This is a genomic window from uncultured Campylobacter sp. (assembly GCF_938039245.1).
Taxonomy (GTDB): domain Bacteria; phylum Campylobacterota; class Campylobacteria; order Campylobacterales; family Campylobacteraceae; genus Campylobacter_A.
Genome location: NZ_CALHVN010000035.1, coordinates 36215 through 53921, shown reverse-complemented (window position 1 = coordinate 53921; position 17707 = coordinate 36215). Strand labels below are relative to the sequence as shown.

General features: G+C 45.5%; 18 protein-coding genes. 16 read left to right on the top strand and 2 right to left on the bottom strand.

The features are described 5' to 3' along the window. Positions 1-469: 469 nt before the first annotated feature. Positions 470-640 carry a hypothetical protein gene (locus Q0218_RS06445; protein ID WP_297967678.1) on the top strand — a complete coding sequence of 57 codons (171 nt, stop codon included), beginning with the start codon at positions 470-472 and terminating at the stop codon, positions 638-640. Positions 641-739: 99 nt separating this feature from the next. Here the strand turns inward: Q0218_RS06445 and Q0218_RS06440 are convergent, their stop codons facing one another. Then, the gene (locus Q0218_RS06440) at positions 740-1357 is read right to left on the bottom strand and encodes an MBL fold metallo-hydrolase (protein WP_297967676.1); all 618 of its coding nucleotides are present in this window, start codon (positions 1355-1357) and stop codon (positions 740-742) included. Between the two features lie 116 nt (positions 1358-1473). On the opposite strand from Q0218_RS06440, the gene Q0218_RS06435 reads away from it, so the two are divergent. The 6 genes from Q0218_RS06435 (at position 1474) to kdsB (ending at position 7085) form a co-directional block, all read left to right on the top strand. Then, positions 1474-2229 (top strand): NAD+ synthase, encoded by a 756-nt coding sequence (locus tag Q0218_RS06435; RefSeq protein ID WP_297967673.1) that lies wholly within the window; start codon positions 1474-1476, stop codon positions 2227-2229. A gap of 309 nt (positions 2230-2538) precedes the next feature. Continuing rightward, entirely contained in the window at positions 2539-3675 is a 1137-nt protein-coding gene (locus Q0218_RS06430) for a DegT/DnrJ/EryC1/StrS aminotransferase family protein (protein WP_297967670.1), read from the top strand. Continuing rightward, positions 3668-4582 carry a tetraacyldisaccharide 4'-kinase gene (locus tag Q0218_RS06425; protein ID WP_297967667.1) on the top strand — a complete coding sequence of 305 codons (915 nt, stop codon included), beginning with the start codon at positions 3668-3670 and terminating at the stop codon, positions 4580-4582. The genes Q0218_RS06430 and Q0218_RS06425 overlap by 8 nt, the downstream gene beginning before the upstream one ends. A 27-nt stretch (positions 4583-4609) precedes the next feature. Beyond that, on the top strand, positions 4610-4912 hold the full coding sequence (cutA, locus tag Q0218_RS06420; RefSeq protein WP_297967665.1) for a divalent cation tolerance protein CutA: 303 nt from the start codon (positions 4610-4612) through the stop codon (positions 4910-4912). Continuing rightward, positions 4909-6369, top strand: coding sequence for a threonine synthase (gene thrC, locus Q0218_RS06415; RefSeq protein WP_297967662.1), 1461 nt, complete (start codon positions 4909-4911; stop codon positions 6367-6369). The genes cutA and thrC overlap by 4 nt, the downstream gene beginning before the upstream one ends. Next, a complete protein-coding gene (kdsB, locus tag Q0218_RS06410) occupies positions 6366-7085 on the top strand; it encodes a 3-deoxy-manno-octulosonate cytidylyltransferase (protein ID WP_297967659.1) in 720 nt (239 codons plus the stop codon). Before thrC ends, kdsB begins: the two co-directional genes overlap by 4 nt. A gap of 209 nt (positions 7086-7294) precedes the next feature. Here kdsB and Q0218_RS06405 read toward each other — a convergent pair whose 3' ends face one another. After that, positions 7295-8401, bottom strand: a complete 1107-nt coding sequence (locus Q0218_RS06405) for an FtsW/RodA/SpoVE family cell cycle protein (protein ID WP_122874216.1) — start codon at positions 8399-8401, stop codon at positions 7295-7297. Positions 8402-8453: 52 nt separating this feature from the next. On the opposite strand from Q0218_RS06405, the gene Q0218_RS06400 reads away from it, so the two are divergent. From Q0218_RS06400 to Q0218_RS06360, 9 genes are all read left to right on the top strand, one after another. Further along, the gene (locus Q0218_RS06400; RefSeq protein WP_297967655.1) at positions 8454-9470 is read left to right on the top strand and encodes an RluA family pseudouridine synthase; all 1017 of its coding nucleotides are present in this window, start codon (positions 8454-8456) and stop codon (positions 9468-9470) included. Beyond that, the gene (locus tag Q0218_RS06395; protein ID WP_297967652.1) at positions 9400-10617 is read left to right on the top strand and encodes a hypothetical protein; all 1218 of its coding nucleotides are present in this window, start codon (positions 9400-9402) and stop codon (positions 10615-10617) included. Before Q0218_RS06400 ends, Q0218_RS06395 begins: the two co-directional genes overlap by 71 nt. Next, the gene (trmB, locus tag Q0218_RS06390; RefSeq protein WP_297967649.1) at positions 10617-11795 is read left to right on the top strand and encodes a tRNA (guanosine(46)-N7)-methyltransferase TrmB; all 1179 of its coding nucleotides are present in this window, start codon (positions 10617-10619) and stop codon (positions 11793-11795) included. Before Q0218_RS06395 ends, trmB begins: the two co-directional genes overlap by 1 nt. Next, entirely contained in the window at positions 11779-12450 is a 672-nt protein-coding gene (locus Q0218_RS06385) for an ABC transporter ATP-binding protein (protein WP_295142499.1), read from the top strand. Before trmB ends, Q0218_RS06385 begins: the two co-directional genes overlap by 17 nt. Next, entirely contained in the window at positions 12437-13249 is an 813-nt protein-coding gene (locus Q0218_RS06380) for an FtsX-like permease family protein (protein ID WP_295142501.1), read from the top strand. Before Q0218_RS06385 ends, Q0218_RS06380 begins: the two co-directional genes overlap by 14 nt. After that, positions 13246-14496, top strand: coding sequence for a peptidoglycan DD-metalloendopeptidase family protein (locus Q0218_RS06375; RefSeq protein ID WP_297967645.1), 1251 nt, complete (start codon positions 13246-13248; stop codon positions 14494-14496). The genes Q0218_RS06380 and Q0218_RS06375 overlap by 4 nt, the downstream gene beginning before the upstream one ends. Before the next feature lie 72 nt (positions 14497-14568). Next, complete coding sequence (gene pyrH / locus Q0218_RS06370) at positions 14569-15288, top strand: UMP kinase (protein WP_297967643.1); 720 nt, start codon at positions 14569-14571, stop codon at positions 15286-15288. A 15-nt stretch (positions 15289-15303) separates the two neighbouring features. Next, positions 15304-15522, top strand: a complete 219-nt coding sequence (locus Q0218_RS06365; RefSeq protein WP_295142509.1) for a DNA-directed RNA polymerase subunit omega — start codon at positions 15304-15306, stop codon at positions 15520-15522. Beyond that, positions 15506-17704, top strand: a complete 2199-nt coding sequence (locus Q0218_RS06360; RefSeq protein WP_297967640.1) for a RelA/SpoT family protein — start codon at positions 15506-15508, stop codon at positions 17702-17704. The genes Q0218_RS06365 and Q0218_RS06360 overlap by 17 nt, the downstream gene beginning before the upstream one ends. The last annotated feature ends 3 nt before the right edge of the window (positions 17705-17707 follow it).

Below are 17707 nucleotides of genomic sequence, written 5' to 3'. Positions count from 1 at the left end.
AGCGCCAGATAAACCTGCGCATAGCGCAGCAACCTCTCACGTGCAGTGGGGTTGGTGGGGGTTTGGGGGTGGAAGGGGCGACGCTTCGTAAGTAGAAACCCCTTCCGCCTCCAAAAAAAAGAATTTGAAAATCTAGTGCTTGATGATAAATTTAGCATTTTCAAGGTGCGGGTCTCGGCGGGTAAAATGCAAAATCATCAAATTTGCCCGAATCAAATTTAATCAAAAATTTAAGCCGCAATGAGCGAAAATGCTTGGCAAAACGTTAGCTTGCGGGCAGGCGGTTAGCGCTTGCGCGGGCTACGCAAACCAAAAGGCACCAAATTTAGCTATGAGCAGGTCTGCGAAGGCGATGCAAACGCCGCCTAGACCGTCTTTGAGCTTTATTTTTTGACAACGAAATTTTTATGATTTTATCGGATTTTTTTTGAGATGAGATATTAAATTTCGGTCACAAAGCAGGGTAAATTTGCCTAGAGTCTTGGATATTTTGCGCTCCGTCTGCGATAAATTTAAGTGCGCCAAATTTAAGGTGCATAAGCCGGGCGAGGGCGAAAATCTAAAGCAAAGCTTAAGCAGTGGTGCTAAGCCGTATATTAAATTTAAGCCCTTTTGCCGCGTCGCCAAAATTTACTCTTAGCGCGTTTTGGTTGATTTAACCTAGCCGTCGCGATTTTATCGGCTAAATTTGACCGAAACGCAAAAGCCGCCTTAGCGCAGTGAACATTTTGATAAAAATCTAAAAATGTCCGTCTAGCCGCTTTAACCAAAAGTCCAAATTTGCCTGCTCGGCTTTTAGCGTCGTTTTTTCGCCGTGTCCGGGATACAGCGTAAAATCCCCCTGCATTTTTTTGCATTTTAGCAAGCTTTGGCGCATATCTTCGGCGTTTGAAAACAAAAAATCATAGCGCCCGATTGAGCCATTAAACAAAAAATCTCCGCTAAAAATAACGTCGTCCACGCGCACCATACAGCATCCCGGCGTATGTCCCGGAAAGTGCATAAACTCAATCTCAAAGTCTTCTACGTTAAATTTAACGTCTTCAAATTTCGCTCCGCCTACGCAGATAGCCTCGTCGGTCGTCTCGTATCCCGCGCCCCAAACGTCGTTTTTTAGCATAAAGGCGTCGTTATTATGAATGTGCGTAGAAATATTAAAAAAATTTTTTAAGCGGGCGCAGTCAAAAATATGGTCAAAGTGTCCGTGCGTGTTTAGTATCGTGAGTGGAGCGTGTGAAATTTCGCAAACGTAATTAAATGAATTTTGTCCCGCATCAATGATGATTTCACGCCCATTTTTGGATATTACGTAGCAATTAGTTTGATAATCGCCGCATGGTTTTGATAAAATTTTCAAGCTAGTCCTTTTGTCAATTTTAATTAAAATAGATTGTATATTTTTTAAGCTTAAAAGTTAAATTTATAATTATAAATGTATAATTAAGAAAAAAGTTAAATTTGACGGCGGAGACGATGAGAGATTGGGCGAAGATTAGCGAGAAAATCGTAGAATTTTTGGCGAGCTACCTTAAAAAAAGCGGCGCAAAAGGATTTGTCCTGGGCGTTAGCGGCGGCATAGACTCTGCCGTCGTGGCCGCTCTTTGCGCGCGCACTGGCATTGAAACGCATGCGCTTTTGATGCCGACGAAGTACTCAAACGAACAAAATTTAAGCGACGCGCTAAAGCTTTGCAAAGATCTAAAAATAACGCATAAAATCATCGAAATTCAGCCGATTTTAGATAGCTTTACCGCGCAAATCGGCGAGCCGCTGTCAAATTTGCGCATGGGAAATCTAAGCGCAAGGGCGAGGATGTGCCTACTATATGATTATTCGGCAAAGGTAAATGCGCTAGTCGTGGGTACTAGCAACAAAAGCGAGCGCCTTCTTGGATACGGCACGATCTACGGCGATACGGCGTGCGCGCTAAATCCGATCGGCGAGCTCTTTAAGACTGAAATTTACGAGCTAGCGCGCGAGCTTGGCATAGATGAAAAAATCATCGCAAAAGCCCCGTCCGCCGACCTTTGGGAGGGGCAAAGCGACGAGACCGACATAGGCTATAGCTACGAGCGGCTGGATGAGGTCTTGCGTTTGGTGCAGAGTAAAAGCGAGGCCGAACTGGCGCGAGAATTTGATCCAAAGCTCGTCTCTACGGTATTTTCAAGAATGAGAGCGAATAAATTTAAACTCTCGTTGCCGCCTATAGCGAGCCTAGAGGGCGAGTGAAATTTGAGCTAAATTTACCGGTTTTGGCGCGTAAATTTAGCTGAGACTTTTTGCTATATAAACGGCAATCGCCCTAAAACGGCAAAATGCCGGCTTGCGGCTGCGAGCGCGCGCAGATTAAATTTGCTCGCGAGTTTGATTTAACCTCGCGGCGGCAAGAGCTAGTTTTGCGGTTTGGACGCATCGTTTGATGCGAGCGAAAAAACATAAGGGGCTGATTTAAACGAGCGTAAAATCATAAAAGCTCGCGCTAAAGTCGGCCGATACTAAAAACAAGAAAAGGTAAAAAATAAAAATAAGGAGGTCAAAATGGAAGAAATAGCGTTTTTTAGACCGTCTATCGACGATACGGAGATAAATCTCATCAAAGAGGCGCTAAAAGACCACGGCTCGGCGATCGTGGAAAGATTTGAGGGCGAGCTGCAGGAGTATTTTGGCGTCAAGCACGCCATAACGACGAATAATAACAGCGCAGCGCATCATCTGGCGCTTTGTTCGATGGATCTAAAACGCGGCGATAAGATCATCTGCTCGGTAAATTCTACTCCTAGCGTCGCTCAGGCGATTAGGCATTTTGACGCCGAGCCGATATTTGTCGATATAAACGAAGACGACTTTAATATGAATGCCGAGTCTCTAAGAAATACGCTAAAAATCCACAATCACAAAAAGCTAAAAGGAATCTTCGTAAATAATGTAGGCGGGCAGGCTGCCGATATGGACGAGATATACGACATCGCTAACGAATACGAAATAAAAGTGCTAATCGATGCGGGAAAATCCATAGGACTAACGTATAACGGCGTCAAAATCGGCTCTGATAAACGCTCGCTGGTCTCTTGCTTTAATATGCATTCGCAAATGACCAATCCAATCGCGACGGCGGGATTTATGCTCACTAACGACGATGCTATCGCCGAGCGCGCTAGACTGCTACGCAACTACGCCATCGTAAAAGGCGGCATAGATAAAGACGGCAACCTAGGCTATATCTACGATGTCGTGGATATCGGCGTGAAGTATGATCTAACCGGACTTTGCGCCGCATACTCGATGGCTCAGTTTGAAAAAAACGATAAATTTATCCAGCGTCGCCGCGCTATCGCCGCGCTGTACGACGAGGCGCTAGCAGACTGCCCGCACGTCTCGCTTCCGATCAAAAAACGCGATCACATATATATCCAGTACATCATCAAAATCGACAAAAATCGCGACGGGTTTGCCAAAGAGCTGCTAGAGCGCGGCATTCACACGGCGCTTCACTATAAGCCTATGCATCTTTTAAGCTACTATAAAAGTAAGTATTCGCTTAAGGTAAATTCTTTTCCTAACGCGTTAAGGACGTATCAGCAGGTGCTTTCGCTTCCGGTTTATAACGCGCTTAGCGACGAGGAGGCGCACCGCGTGTGCGAGACTATGCTAGAGATAGCTAGAACTCGTGCTTAAGCGTCAAATTTACGCCTTTGCGCAGGAGTATTTTTACGCTCCGAATTTGTGGCAAAAGTGCCTAGCTGTAGCGCTTTTGCCATTAAGCGCGCTTTACTGCGCCGGCGTGATTTTAAAGGCCAAATTTAGCAAAGCTTTAGATTTTGGCATCCCGATTATTAGCATCGGAAATTTGACTTTAGGCGGTAGCGGAAAGACGCCGCTTGGTATTGCTATCTTAAACGAATTTGAGGGCGGCTACGTTATTTTGCGAGGCTACGGCAGGGCTTCAAGCGGACTCGTCAAGGTCGCGATCTCGGGCGAAATTTTGGTAGGCGTCGCGGCTAGCGGCGATGAAGCGATGGAGTACGCAAAAAGCGTGAAAAACGCAAGCGTCATCGTGAGCGAAAACCGCGACGTAGCGATAAAAGAAGCCCTAAATTTAGGCGCGAAGTACGTGCTGCTAGACGACGGCTTCGGCAAATTTCACATCAAAAAATTTAACGTCCTAATCCGCCCCTCCGCAAAGCCGTATTTTGATTTCGTCCTACCTAGCGGCGCGTATCGCTACCCTGGCAAATTTTACGCTAAAGCCGACTACGTCGTAAAAGAGGGCGAGGATTTTACTCGCGAGAGCGAAATTTTAAACCCGACGCCAAAGATGGTTTTAGTGACTGCTATCGCAAATCCACAGCGCCTGGAGCCTTATTTTAGCCTTTGTATCGGGCGCGAAATTTACCCCGATCACTACGCGTTTTCGCGGGACGAGCTAGCGGAGATACTAGAGCGCTACGGCGCGACCTCGCTTTTGGTCACGCGAAAAGACGCCGTAAAGATGGAGGAGTTTGGCCTGCCGCTCTCCGTCATCGCGCTAAAAACGACGCTGGCGGATAAATTTAAACGAATTATCAAAGAGAAAATTCTATAATCTCCTAAAAATTTTAGGACGCTTTAAATGAAATTCGTACTAACTTCTTGCGCCGATAAGGCCGCGGCTAAAACTCTAGCCAAAAAGCTCGTTAAAGCTAAATTTGCCGCTTGCGTGAGCGTTTTTAAGGCAAATAGCGTTTATTTTTGGGATGGCGAGATAAAGGACGAAAAAGAGCGGGTTTTGCTCATAAAAACCGCGGTTAAATTTAAAAAAATCGCTAAATTTATCGCGCGGCACCACGACTACGATCTACCCGAGATTGTGGCTTTTAAGGCGGATAAAGCTAGTAAAAAATACAAAAAATGGATAAAAAAGGAAAGTAAATGAAGCTATTTCAAACTAGAGCAAATGCGGGCGAGAGCCTAAAAAGCGTAGAATTTAGCGAGGCGCTACTGAGCCCCAGCTCCGCTCACGGCGGGCTTTACGCGCCGACGGAGCTACCGCGGCTGGATGATAAATTTTTTGCTGATGCGGTAAATTTAACCTACGCGCAAATCGCGCTAAAAATCATAGAGAAATTTGGATTTGACGCGGATGCGGCGATGTTTGAGAGAGCGGTGAAGCGGTACGAGAGATTTGACGATCCGCAAAATCCCGTGCAAGTGCGAAAAATCGGCGAAAATCTTTACATAAACGAGCTTTATCACGGGCCTACGCGCGCGTTTAAAGATATGGCGCTGCAGCCGTTTGGCGCACTGCTTAGCGAGCTAGCCGCAAAAAGAGGCGAAAAATACCTCATAATGTGCGCGACTAGCGGCGACACGGGGCCCGCGACGCTAGAGACGTTCGCGGACGCGCCCGGCGTCAAAGTCGTCTGCCTCTACCCAAAAGACGGCACAAGCGAGGTGCAGCGCCTGCAAATGATAAACGCAGATGCTGCAAACCTCAAAGTAATCGGTATCGAGGGCAACTTCGACGATGCGCAGCGCGCGCTAAAAAGCCTGCTTGCTAGCGATAAATTTAAAGAGCGCCTAAGCGCTGCCGGACTCTCGCTCTCGGCGGCGAATTCGGTAAATTTCGGCCGAATTTTATTTCAGATCATCTATCACGTCTACGCCTACGTTTATCTACTCAAAACGGGCGAGCTAAAAGGCGAGTTTGACATCGTCGTGCCTAGCGGTAACTTCGGCAACGCTCTGGGCGCATACTACGCCAAAAAGATGGGCGCAAAAATCGGTAAAATCAAAATCGTCTCAAACGCAAACAACATCCTGACCGAGTTTTTTACGCAGGGGCGATACGATCTGCGCGGCAAAAGCCTAGTTAAAACGATTAGCCCCGCAATGGATATTCTCGTTTCTTCAAACGTAGAGAGACTGCTTTTTGATAAATTTGGCGCCGTTCGAACCAAAGAGCTGATGGATAGTCTCGCGAGCGATGGCTTTTATGAGCTTTCAAACAGCGAGCTTTGCGCGCTAAAAGAGGACTTTGACGCTGATTTTTGCAGCGATGAGGAGTGCGAGAAATTTATAAAAGAGTGGGCGGCAAAAGGTGTCGCCATCGATCCGCATACGGCCACTTGCTTTAAAGTAGCGGCAAATTTAACGCGCCCGGCCGTGATAACGTCGACGGCACACTGGGTCAAATTTGCTCCGAGTATGTTTAAGGCGCTAAAAAACGAAATGCTAAAAGACGAAAAAAGCGGGCTTGAGGCCTTGGCGGCGGAGTTTAACGACGAAGTGCCCGGCGCGATAAGATCGCTATTTGCAAAAGCCGCCACGCATAACGAAATCGCCGCAAAAAGCGAGATAGAAGCTAAAATTTTAGCTTGGATCGAGCAATGATTATCATCCCCGCAAGGCTCGCTTCGACGCGAATGCCTAATAAAATTTTACGCGAAATAAACGGCGTGCCGATGTTCGTCGCTACGGCTCACAGAGTGAGTGCGGCCGACGAGGTCGTCATCGCCGCAGACGACGAGGGCGTGGCTGATATCGCGCAAAAATTCGGCTTTAAAGCCGTGATGACGAGCCAGGCGCATCAAAGCGGAACCGACCGCATCAACGAAGCGGCGGGAATACTCGGCGTCAAAGATAGCGAAATCATCATAAACGTGCAGGCCGACGAGCCCTTTATCGAGCCTGAAAATATCGTAAAATTTAGAGAATTTTGCGAGAAAAACGCGGAGAGAGCATTTATGTTTTCGTGCTTTAAATTCGTCGGTAGCGAACTAGCGGACGATAAAAACCTAGTCAAGGTCGTGACCGACGACGCGGGTTACGCGCTTTATTTTTCGCGCTCGCGTATCCCGTTTGACCGCGCCGCATTTGATGCGTACAAGGCGCATCTGGGCATCTACGGCTATAGCGCGGTAAATTTAAAAAGATTTTGCTCATTTGCGCCCTCAAGCCTAGAAAATACCGAAAAACTCGAGCAACTGCGCGCTCTATCAAACGGCGAGAAAATCCTCATGCTCGAAGTGCAAAGCGACAGCATCGGTATCGACTGCGAGGAGGATCTGCAAAGAGCGCGAGCGAAATTTGGCGTTATCGTCAGCTAAGACCGCAAGCGATAAAAATGCTAAATTTGACTAAAACCGAGGCTAGCAAAATTTACTATGGAGTCAAGGCTGCGGCTATGCTTTCGTAAGCCGCCTCGTAGGCAAGCCCGCGGAAAATATAAAGCAACCGTTTACGCCGATAAAAAGGACACCCTAAAGCGTTTGCACGACGCTTAAGGCCGTAGCGCCGCAAAGGTAAATTACGTCGGTTAAATTTTAAATTTAACCAGCCTATAGGTCGGATCGAAGCGAAACGCGAGCAAATTTTGCAAAATCCCAAAAAGGCACATAAAAGTAACGAAGCTACTACCGCCGTAGCTATAAAACGGCAGCGGGATACCCACCACCGGCGCAAATCCTATAGTCATCATGATATTTACGCTAACGTAGATAAACAAGAGTATCCCGATCCCCGATGTCATCGTCTGGGTAAAATAATCATCCTTTAGCCCGTAGTTTAGGCTGAGTAGATGAGCTATCAGCGCGCCGTAAAAGCTAAGTAGCGCAAGCCCGCCGTAAAATCCGTATCGCTCGATCGTATACGCGAAAATAAAATCGCTAGTGGAAATGGGCAAAAATTTAAAATGCGTCTGCGTCGCTTCGTCTTTTGGTTTGCCCTTTAGGCCGCCGCTTCCGATAGCGATGATGCTTTGGCGTACGTGGTAGTTAGATTCTTCGCTTAAAAAATCCGTAATACGTTTTTTTTGATAATCGTGCAAATTTTCGTAAATCAAAGGGGCGGCGAGCAAAACTCCCGCAAATATCGCAAACCAGATTTTTTTATTTACACCGATGATAAAAAGCACGGCGTAGCCCACGATGAGCAGTATCAAAGCGGTGCCTAAATCAGGCTCTTTTAAAATCAGTACGAAAGGCAAAAGGATATAAAGGCTAAGTCGTCCAAAGTCTTTAAGCCCGTACCCCTCTTCGCCTGGCGGGTGCTGTTTTATGAGGTAGCCTAGCATCAAAAGAAGCGCCGGTTTCATGATCTCTGAGGGCTGAAGCGTAAAGTGGATAAAAGGAAACTCAAGCCATCTTTTTGCGCCCAGTTTACTTGCGCCAAAAAGATCGACGCAAATAAGCAGCACGACGCAAATCCAGTAAAATAGCGGTATGAGCCAGGCGATCTTGCGAATGGGGAGCAAAAAGAAAAATAAAAACGCCGCTAGACCGACGCCAAAATATACAAGCTGCTTGCCGGCTAGGATAGAATTTGCCTCAGAAACCAAAATGTATGATAAAATAATAATAGGAAGTATCAAAAACGGCTGAACGAAGTCAAAATGGGTTAAAATTCGCCTATCGAGTCTTATCAAAAATTTGCCTTTTTTGAGCGATTATAGCATTTTAAAGGAAACAAATCTAAAAATGACGGAAAAAGAGATCAAAATTTTAGAGGATGTTCAGGCTAGGGCGGATGCGTTTTTGGCGGGCGAGCTAAACGTCGCTAGAAATCAAGCGCTAAATTTGATAAAAAGCGGGCTGGTTAGCCTGAACGGCAAGCCGCTAACTAAGCCATCGGTTAAGCTAAATTTAGGCGACGTTTTGAGGATAAAATTTGAGCAAAGCGAGCCTGATAAGGCTAAATTTGAAGCGGAATTTGAAGTACCGATCATTTACGAGGACGAGGATTTGCTCGTGCTAAATAAACCGGCAAATTTAGTCGTCCATCCAGCTCCCAGCGTCAAGGAACCCACGCTTGTGGATTGGCTCGGCGCAAAGGGATTTTTGCTATCAAATTTAAGCGGACAAAGCAGGGCTGGTATCGTGCACAGGCTAGATAAAGGCACTAGCGGAGCTATCGTCGTAGCTAAAAATAACGCCGCTCACGCCGCGCTTTCAAGCCAGCTAAGCGACAAAAGCATGGGGCGCATCTATCTAGCTCTAACAGATCTGCCGCTCAAGCAAAACTGCATCGTCGAGCGAGCTATCGGACGAAATCCCGCTAACCGCCTAAAAAAGGCGATAGTTTCAAGCGGCCGCGCGGCAAAGAGCGCCTTTGCTAATTTGCTTTTTAGCGAATTTGACGGCTCCGCGCAGAGCAAAAACGCGGGCGTAAATTTGATCGCGGCAAAGCTTTTTACAGGCAGAACTCATCAGATAAGAGTGCATCTAGCTAGCCTAAACCGCCATATTTTGGGCGATGCTTTATACGGTTTTAAGAGCGAAAAGGATAAAATCGGCCGAGTAATGCTTCACGCCTACGGGCTATATTTCACGCATCCGCGCACGGGTGGGCAAATGAGCTTTGTCGCGCCTATTTGGGATGATTTTAGTGAAATTTTACTTAGCAAATTTAGCAAGGAGAATATAGATGAAAAGATTGATTTTATGGGGCTTAGCGAGCTCTTTAGCCGTTGTGATGAGTGGATGCGTATCATCTAGCGGTCCCGCGCAAGTAAATGCGAATTTACCGACCGTCCAGAGCCTAAAAACCATAAGCGATATGACTGAAGTTGGCTTTGAGTGGACGCCGACTCCGACTTCAAACGTCGCGGGCTACTATCTATACCGCTCAAATCCAAACGAAAATAACGGCAAAATGAAGGTTGTAGCCGACATAAAAGACCGCTTTGCCAGCCACTATGTGGACGCAAATTTAGCCCCAGAGACGACATACTCGTACGAGATGAGGACGTATAACGAGAGCAAGCAAGTCTCAAATCAAGGCATCGTCGTTAGCGCGACGACCAAGCCTCTTATGGACTCGGTACCTTTCGTTAGAGCGCTTACGAATTTACCTGAGCGCGTAAAGCTCATCTGGAGACCGCATCCTGATCTTCGCACGGCATCTTACGTCATCGAAAAAGCAGATATAAATAAAGAAAACTGGAGGCAAATCGCCGAGGTAAAAGGCAGACTAAACGCCGAGTATATCGATGACGACGTAAAGTCTGGCAAAAGCTACAAATATAGAGTTTTCGTAAAAACCACTAGCGGCACGATCTCAAAACCGAGCGAGATCGTAGACTCTACAACAAAGCAGCTACCAAACGAGGTCGTAAACGCCCAAGCTACCCAAAACGCGCCTAAAAAGATTATTTTGACGTGGGATAGCGTGGCTAGCGACGACTTTGCCTACTATAAAATTTACAGCGCTTCAAGCAAATTTATGCCCTATACCTACCTCGTTAAAACCACGTCAAATAGCTACGAGGATCTCATAAACGAAAATGGGGCGACTAGATACTATAAAATCACCATCGTCGATAAAGACGGCCTAGAGTCTAAAAAGCCTAGCGAGCCTATCATCGGCATGACGCTAGGAGCTATCGACGCTCCGGTCGTGTCATCTATTGTAGCCGACAGCACGGCGGTTAAGCTCACGTGGAACGCCTCTGATAAGGCCAGAAGCTTTACCGTTATAAGAGACGGCGGCGGAAGCGAGCAGAAATTTACAAATATAACTAGCAATGAATTTGTCGATAACGGCGTTGCTTACGGGCAAAAATACAGCTATAAAGTGATCGCCGTAGATGAATACGGCATAAGCTCCGACGCTTCTGCAAAAGCCGAGATAACCGTCGAATAATGCCCAATTTTATAGCTAAAAACGTAAAATTTACGCCAAAGGATTGCGGCGAGATAAGCTTTTTGTGGGAGGCTCGCGGCAGGCAGGGCGTTAGCCTTATTTATACCAAAAGCTCTAGCGAGGAGTTTTTTATCACGCTAAAAAAGCGCGAAAATGACTGGGTGGTAAAGGGCGAAAAGCTAACAAAGCCTGCTAAAATAGGGCTTTTGCAAAATGCTTTGGTGAAATTTAAAGAGCTTTACTGCGATCAAATTTTAAGCGAAGCCATCGCTGTAAAAAACACGCGCCTCACGCAAAAAGACTCGGCGATCTTTAGCGTGGGCGAATTGCTTGAAAATTTAAATCAGAGCGAATTTGAGAGCAAATTTATCGAGATCGGATTTGGTTCGGGCAGGCACTTGCTATTTCAGGCGGAAAATAATCCAAACACGTTAGTAGTGGGTATCGAGGTCTATAAACCCTCGCTCGAGCAGGTCGCAAAGCTAGCTAAAGCTAAAAATCTAAACAACGTCATGCTCGTAAACTGCGACGCGAGACTGCTTTTGTCGCTTGTAGAGTCAAATTTTATAGATAAGATTTTCTTGCATTTTCCCGTACCTTGGGATGACGCTCCTCATAGGCGCGTGGCCTCGGCGAAATTTACCCTAGAGTGCGAACGAACGCTAAAAGCGGGCGGTAAATTTGAGCTAAGAACCGATAGCCGCGAGTATGCGGACTTTACTTTGGCGCAAATTTTAGATCTAAGCGATGCCGACGTGCAAATTTACAAAAACCGCGATCTAAAAGTAAGCAGCAAATACGAAGACCGCTGGAAAAGGCATCAAAAAGATATTTACGACGTTATCTTTACCTGCGAAAAACAAAGCGAGCCAAGAGCAGATCAGGGCGAGCTAAAATTTGAAAACGGCTACGATACGGGCAAGATCTCGGCTAAATTTAGCAACCAAACGATAAAAGAGGATGATTTTTTCTTGCATTTAGAGGAAAAATACGAAAAAGAGGGCGGCGAAATTTTAATTCGCGCGGCGTTTGGCGCATTTAACGCGCCCGAGCATTGCTATGTTTTGCTCGGTGAAAAAGGCGCGGAATATTTTATAAAAAAGCCGCTAGTTACGGCTGAAAATTTAAAGGCGCATCTTGCGTTTAAGGAGTATTTAGCGGATGCAAAAAATAATTAGCGCAAGCGGACTGTGCCTAGGATACGAGAACGAGCAAAATCTAATAACGGACGCTAAATTCGACATTTATTCCGATGATTTCGTTTTTATCACGGGGCAAAGCGGTAGCGGTAAATCCACGCTTTTAAAGTCTTTTTACGGCCAGATGAAGCCAAGCGCGGGTTCTTTGAGCGTTTGTTTGACGGATATGACGGATATAACGCAGCAAAATTTAGACAAACTAAGGCAACGAATCGGCGTGGTTTTTCAAAATTATCGCTTGATAAGCGAGTGGAATATCGAAAAAAACGTGATGTTGCCGCTGATGATAAAAGGTCTAAGCGCAAGCGTCTGTAAAAATCAAGCAACCAAGCTTTTAAAGCATGTAAATTTGCTCCACAGAGCCGATAAATTTCCAAACGAGCTAAGCGGCGGAGAACAGCAGCGAGCAGCGATGGCTAGGGCTTTGGCGCATAATCCCAATTTACTGCTTTGCGACGAGCCGACGGGCAGCTTAGATGAATACTCAAGCGACGTTATTTGGGGACTTTTGCGCTCGGCAAAAGAGTACCTTGGCACTTGTATCGTCGTCGTTACGCACCATATACCGGTCTCGCTAAGAGTGCCTTATAGACATCTGGTTATAGAAAACGGACGCATATATGAAATCCTTTAAAAATCACCTTAGCGTTATCATCCCGCTCGTAGCCTTGCTTGCGGGTATAGAGTTTATCTTGTCGGCAAATCGCGCCCTTAGCGAATACGAAAATATGATGAACAAAGACTATACCATCATCATCGTGAGTCAAAACGAACTAAACGCTACCGACGTAAAGCCGCTGGTTTATACGTTTGAGTCGCTCGAGCCTCTTAGCTCAAAATCAGTATTAGAAAAACTATCAAAGGATATTTCGGCTAAAAATATTGCCGTTTTGCAAGAGGCTTTGCCTAAATTTTACTCGCTTAGGCTAAATGCCTTTCCAAGTACGCAATACATGAGCGAAATCAAAGATAAAATAGCAAAAATCGCGGGCGTTAGCAGGGTAGAGACCTTTTCTAAAACGCACGATAAGGTCTATAAAATTTTACAGCTCGTTAAAAATATTTCGGCGATATTTTCCTGCCTCATCGGCCTTATCGGACTTATGCTTATCTTAAAGCAGATGCGAATTTGGCTTTACGAGCATAAGGAGCGTATAGAGATCATGACGCTACTTGGCGCTCCATCGTGGCTAAAATCGGGCGCGCTATATAAAACCGCGCTGTTTGATTCGTTTATCGCAACCGTTTTTACGGTTGTTTTTTACGCGTTTTTACCTGATTTTCAGCCCGTAAAAGACGCTGCGAGCGGGTTAAATATAAATTTTCCCGCAATCGATGCGTTTTATGACGGAGCGATGCTGCTTTTAGTCTCTTTGACGCTTAGTTTTCTAGCCGTTTATACCGTTATGCGAAAGAGTAGAACGGGTATATGAGAGTCGCCTTGCTTTTGCTAGCGGCTTTTTGCGCGCTTTTGGCTAATACTAACGAAAAAATCAGAAACCAAACGACGTATCTTGAGTCCTCAAAAGACCTTGAAAAACAGCTGAATAAAAAATTAGACGACCTAGCCGGCGATATCATAGGCGGCGAAAAAAGCGTTAAACAAACCGATGATAAGATGAAAGAGCTCATCATGCAAATAGCGCAGCTGGAAAATAGCGCTAAAAGCGCGGGCAACGAGCTTGACGAGCTGGTAAATCAAAATAAAAATTTAACCCAAAGTCAAAAAGATATCCAAAAAAGTATCGTGCGTATCATATCAGACGAGTTTTCATTTGATCTTATAATGCCTAAAGAATACGCCGAGGGCGAAGATAGCATCATCGCCACGGAGATACTAAGTAAGTTAAATTCGGTGCTAAAAGACGATTTTAACGCGCTTGCAAAGCAGTATGAAAGTACGCAAAATTTGATAAAAACGCAAAACGATAAGATAGAAGGCATAAAATCTAATTTAAAAAATTTTAAATTCAAGCAAGCCGAACTCGTTTCCCTGCAAGATAAGCAGATGAAAACGCTGGCAAATTTAAAGCGAGATAAAGAAATTTATCAAAAGCAACTCTCGCGTTTGCAAGCCCAACAAGATGAGATCAGAAAGACGCTAGAAGAGCTAAAAATCGTCGCAAAAAGAGAAAGCGAGGAGGCTAAAAAAGCTCTAGCCGCGCAAAAAGCGGCCGAAGCCAAAGCTCAAAAAAATAAGAACAATAAAAAAGGCGAGACCGGCGTGAGCGCGTCTGAGGGCGACGTGAAACAGTTTGGCTCGAGCTATCAAACTAGCCTTGTAAAAAAATATAGTGGCGAAAAAACGATCGCGCCGCTTGAGAGCTTTACCGTTAAGCAAAAATTCGGCAACTACGTAGACCCCATCTATAACATCAAAATTTTTAACGAATCGGTCGTGCTAAGCGCAAATTCGCCGGACGCGAAGGTAAAAAGCGTATTTAACGGTAAAGTGGTCTTTGCTAAAGAAACCGCGATGCTAGATAAAGTCGTAATTATCGAAAATCCAAACGGCATCCACACGATCTACGCGCACCTTAGCCAGATCGCCCCTACCGTAAAAGTGGGCGCTAAAGTGCAAAAAGGCTACATTATCGGCCGCGTTCAGCGAGATCTCACCTTTGAAGTTACGCAAAAAAACTATCATATAGATCCGCTTGAGATAATCGGCTTAAAATAGCCGTTTTTCGGGCGGATTAGCAAAATTTAAAGCAAATTTAGTTAAAATCGCAAAATTTTAAGGAGATGAAAAATGGAGAAAAAGAAGCGAATTTTAGTTAAATTTTCGGGCGAGGCGTTAGCCGGAGATAGCGGTTTTGGCATAGATAACGCGGTGCTTAAATTTATCGCAAAACAGATAAAAGAGCTAGTAGAAAACGGCATCCAAGTGGGTATCGTTATCGGCGGAGGCAACATCATACGCGGAGTTAGCGCGGCTAGAGACGGTATCATAAAGCGCACTAGCGGCGATCACATGGGTATGCTAGCTACCGTGATAAACTCTATCGCGATGAGAGAGGCGCTAGAAAGCGTAGGCCTAGACGTACGCGTACAAAGCGCGATAAAGATGGAGGCTATCTGCGAGACTTTTATCGTCGGACGCGCAAACAGGCACCTTGAAAAAGGCCGCGTGGTGATATTTGCCGCAGGCACGGGAAATCCGTTTTTCACTACCGATACGGCTGCGACTTTGCGCGCTATCGAGATTGATTCTAATATGATAATCAAAGCTACGAAAGTAGACGGCGTTTATGATAAAGACCCGAATAAATTCGACGACGCGACGCTGCTAAAAGAGCTAAACTACGAGCTTGCCATGAGTGACGATATCAAAGTGATGGACGATACTGCTATCGCGCTAGCTAAAGACAACTCGCTACCGATCTTAGTCTGTAATATGTTTAAAGACGGGAATTTGCTTAAAATCATACAAGGCGACGAGAGTGCGTTTTGCTCCGTCGTGAGAAACTAAATTTAAGGAGAATAAATGAGATCTGAAGAAGTAGCGGCAAGAGCTTTAAAACTCGTCGGAGACGATAGATATAAGCTCGCTCTAGTCGTAGCCAAAAGAGCCGAGGCGCTAGCTGGCGGAGCAAAAAGCCTGCTTGATATCGACGTTAGCAAGATGAAATTTGCCGATATCGCATTGCGCGAGATAGCCGAGGGCAAAATAGCTTTAGAGGGTATAGTTGAAGCAGCCAAATAGCGGATTTTTACTAGAGCAGCTAATAGACGACGTACTTGCATGCAAAGACGTATCGCAGGCGCGTGCGCTACTTAGCTCACTAGTGTGCTTTACTCCGAATTTAGAGCGCGCCGTCGAGTGCTGCGTCATCTCTCATGCCGGACAGTTTAGAAAAAGCGGCGAACCATACGCGATACACCCTATCCTAGTAGCCTGCATCGTAGCGCATATGGGCGCTGATGAGGCTATGGTTATAGCCGCCTTGCTGCACGACGTGGTCGAGGATACGGATAGATCGATAGAAAGCGTGCGTGAGGACTTTGGCGAAGAGGTAGCAAAGCTAGTCGAAGGACTAACTAAAATCGTAGCTATCAGAGAGGATAAGCTAGCTAGCTCGGAGTCAAACGAACGCCTGGCGGCGTCAGCTATGACATTTCGTAAGATGCTGCTTATATCGATCGAGGACGTGAGGGTGCTCGTGGTGAAGCTTTGCGATAGACTGCATAATATGCTAACGCTACAAGCTTTGCGCCCCGAAAAGCAAAAACGAATCGCCGAAGAGACGCTGATGGTTTATGCCCCTATCGCGCATAGATTAGGTATCTCGTCCATAAAAAACGTACTTGACGATCTTAGTTTTAAATACGCTTTACCGGAAGAATACAAAAAAATAGACGACTATCTAAACGAGCATAAGCAACAGCTCGTACTAAAGCTAAACGCGTTTACCGATAAAATTTTTCAAATTTTGCTTGAAAATGGTTTTAGCGAAACAGACTTTGAGATACAAAAGCGCGTCAAGCACCACTACTCTATCTATCTAAAAATGCAGCGAAAAGGTATCTCTATAGAGGAGGTACTGGATCTGCTAGCCGCTCGCGTGCTGGTTAAGGAGCCGCAGGATTGTTATTTGGTGCTTGGAAATTTACATATAAATTTTAATCCTCTCATTTCGCGTTTTAAAGACTATATCGCGCTTCCTAAGCAAAACGGCTACCAAACCATACACACGACGATATTTGATAACAAAAGCATCTTTGAGGTGCAAATTCGTACCTTTGATATGCATAAAACCGCAGAGTACGGCGTCGCGGCGCACTGGAAATATAAAAGCGGGGGCTTTTTAAACCCAAAACTAGACTGGCTAAGCGACATCAGCGGTATAGAAAACGGCATAGAAGAGGCAAACGAAAATCCGGAGGAGCTCTACGAATACGCAAAAGATAGCCTCTACGTAGAAGACGTCGCGGTTTATTCGCCAAAGGGAGATATATTTACGCTTCCTCGCGGCGCAACCGCGCTTGATTATGCTTACGAGATACATACGCAAGTAGGACTATATGCAAAAGAGGCCTATGTAAACCGTATGCGAGTGCCGCTACTAACCGAGCTAAGAAACGGCGACATAGTAAGCATCGTAACGGGCGATGAGCCAAAATACCGTTGTTCGTGGCTAAGCAGCGTAAAAACGGGCAAGGCTAGAGCTACGATACGATCATACTGCAAGCAAAAGATAAGAGATATAAATAACATGGTTGCGCTTGAGATTTTAAGCGGGATTTTCGGCGTTCCTTCCGAAACTATATCGCAGTGGGTGGATAGCGAAAATTTAACCAAGAAAATTTTTAAGGCTGCATTTGACTCGGTTTACTTACAAGACATCGTAAACGCGCTAAAAAAATACGTAAAAAAAGACCGTCCGTTTGCCATCGCGCTAACGGATAAATATAACGTAAAAAAACAAAAATTTGAAAATATCGTGATCTACTCGAACCACAAAATAAATAGCGTAGAGTTTGATTATTGTTGCAATCCAAAGCGCGGCGACGATATCGTGGGCTTTAGAAACTACCATCACGTTACCGTTCATCACAAGCTTTGCGAACGGTTTATGAAGCTGGCGGAGGAGAAAAACGAGATGATTTTCGTCAAATGGACGAAGATAGCTCCGCATAGATTTAAGATTATTTTGAGCCTTGAAAACAGACGCGGGTCGCTAGCCGAGTTTTTAACTTTTATGGCAAAAATGCAAATCGACCTCGTAACGATCAGCCTCACCGAAACCAGAGAGGCTACGGCCGATCTTTTCGAGCTAACGATCGAGCTTGGCGAAAATTTAAACGTGAACGAAATAAAAGAGCGGCTAAAAGATCGCTACAAGATCATTGACTTCGTGTCGCTTGACGACGCATACGGACATTAATAA

What these genes read in the sequence shown, in the direction of transcription:
- Q0218_RS06375 (WP_297967645.1), top strand. Translation starts at nt 13,246, where the DNA reads ATGAGAGTCGCCTTGCTTTTGCTAGCGGCTTTTTGCGCGCTTTTGGCT.
- Q0218_RS06430 (WP_297967670.1), top strand. Translation starts at nt 2,539, where the DNA reads ATGGAAGAAATAGCGTTTTTTAGACCGTCTATCGACGATACGGAGATA.
- cutA (WP_297967665.1), top strand. Translation starts at nt 4,610, where the DNA reads ATGAAATTCGTACTAACTTCTTGCGCCGATAAGGCCGCGGCTAAAACT.
- Q0218_RS06400 (WP_297967655.1), top strand. Translation starts at nt 8,454, where the DNA reads ATGACGGAAAAAGAGATCAAAATTTTAGAGGATGTTCAGGCTAGGGCG.
- Q0218_RS06435 (WP_297967673.1), top strand. Translation starts at nt 1,474, where the DNA reads ATGAGAGATTGGGCGAAGATTAGCGAGAAAATCGTAGAATTTTTGGCG.
- Q0218_RS06380 (WP_295142501.1), top strand. Translation starts at nt 12,437, where the DNA reads ATGAAATCCTTTAAAAATCACCTTAGCGTTATCATCCCGCTCGTAGCC.
- trmB (WP_297967649.1), top strand. Translation starts at nt 10,617, where the DNA reads ATGCCCAATTTTATAGCTAAAAACGTAAAATTTACGCCAAAGGATTGC.
- kdsB (WP_297967659.1), top strand. Translation starts at nt 6,366, where the DNA reads ATGATTATCATCCCCGCAAGGCTCGCTTCGACGCGAATGCCTAATAAA.
- pyrH (WP_297967643.1), top strand. Translation starts at nt 14,569, where the DNA reads ATGGAGAAAAAGAAGCGAATTTTAGTTAAATTTTCGGGCGAGGCGTTA.
- thrC (WP_297967662.1), top strand. Translation starts at nt 4,909, where the DNA reads ATGAAGCTATTTCAAACTAGAGCAAATGCGGGCGAGAGCCTAAAAAGC.
- Q0218_RS06365 (WP_295142509.1), top strand. Translation starts at nt 15,304, where the DNA reads ATGAGATCTGAAGAAGTAGCGGCAAGAGCTTTAAAACTCGTCGGAGAC.
- Q0218_RS06385 (WP_295142499.1), top strand. Translation starts at nt 11,779, where the DNA reads ATGCAAAAAATAATTAGCGCAAGCGGACTGTGCCTAGGATACGAGAAC.
- Q0218_RS06395 (WP_297967652.1), top strand. Translation starts at nt 9,400, where the DNA reads ATGAAAAGATTGATTTTATGGGGCTTAGCGAGCTCTTTAGCCGTTGTG.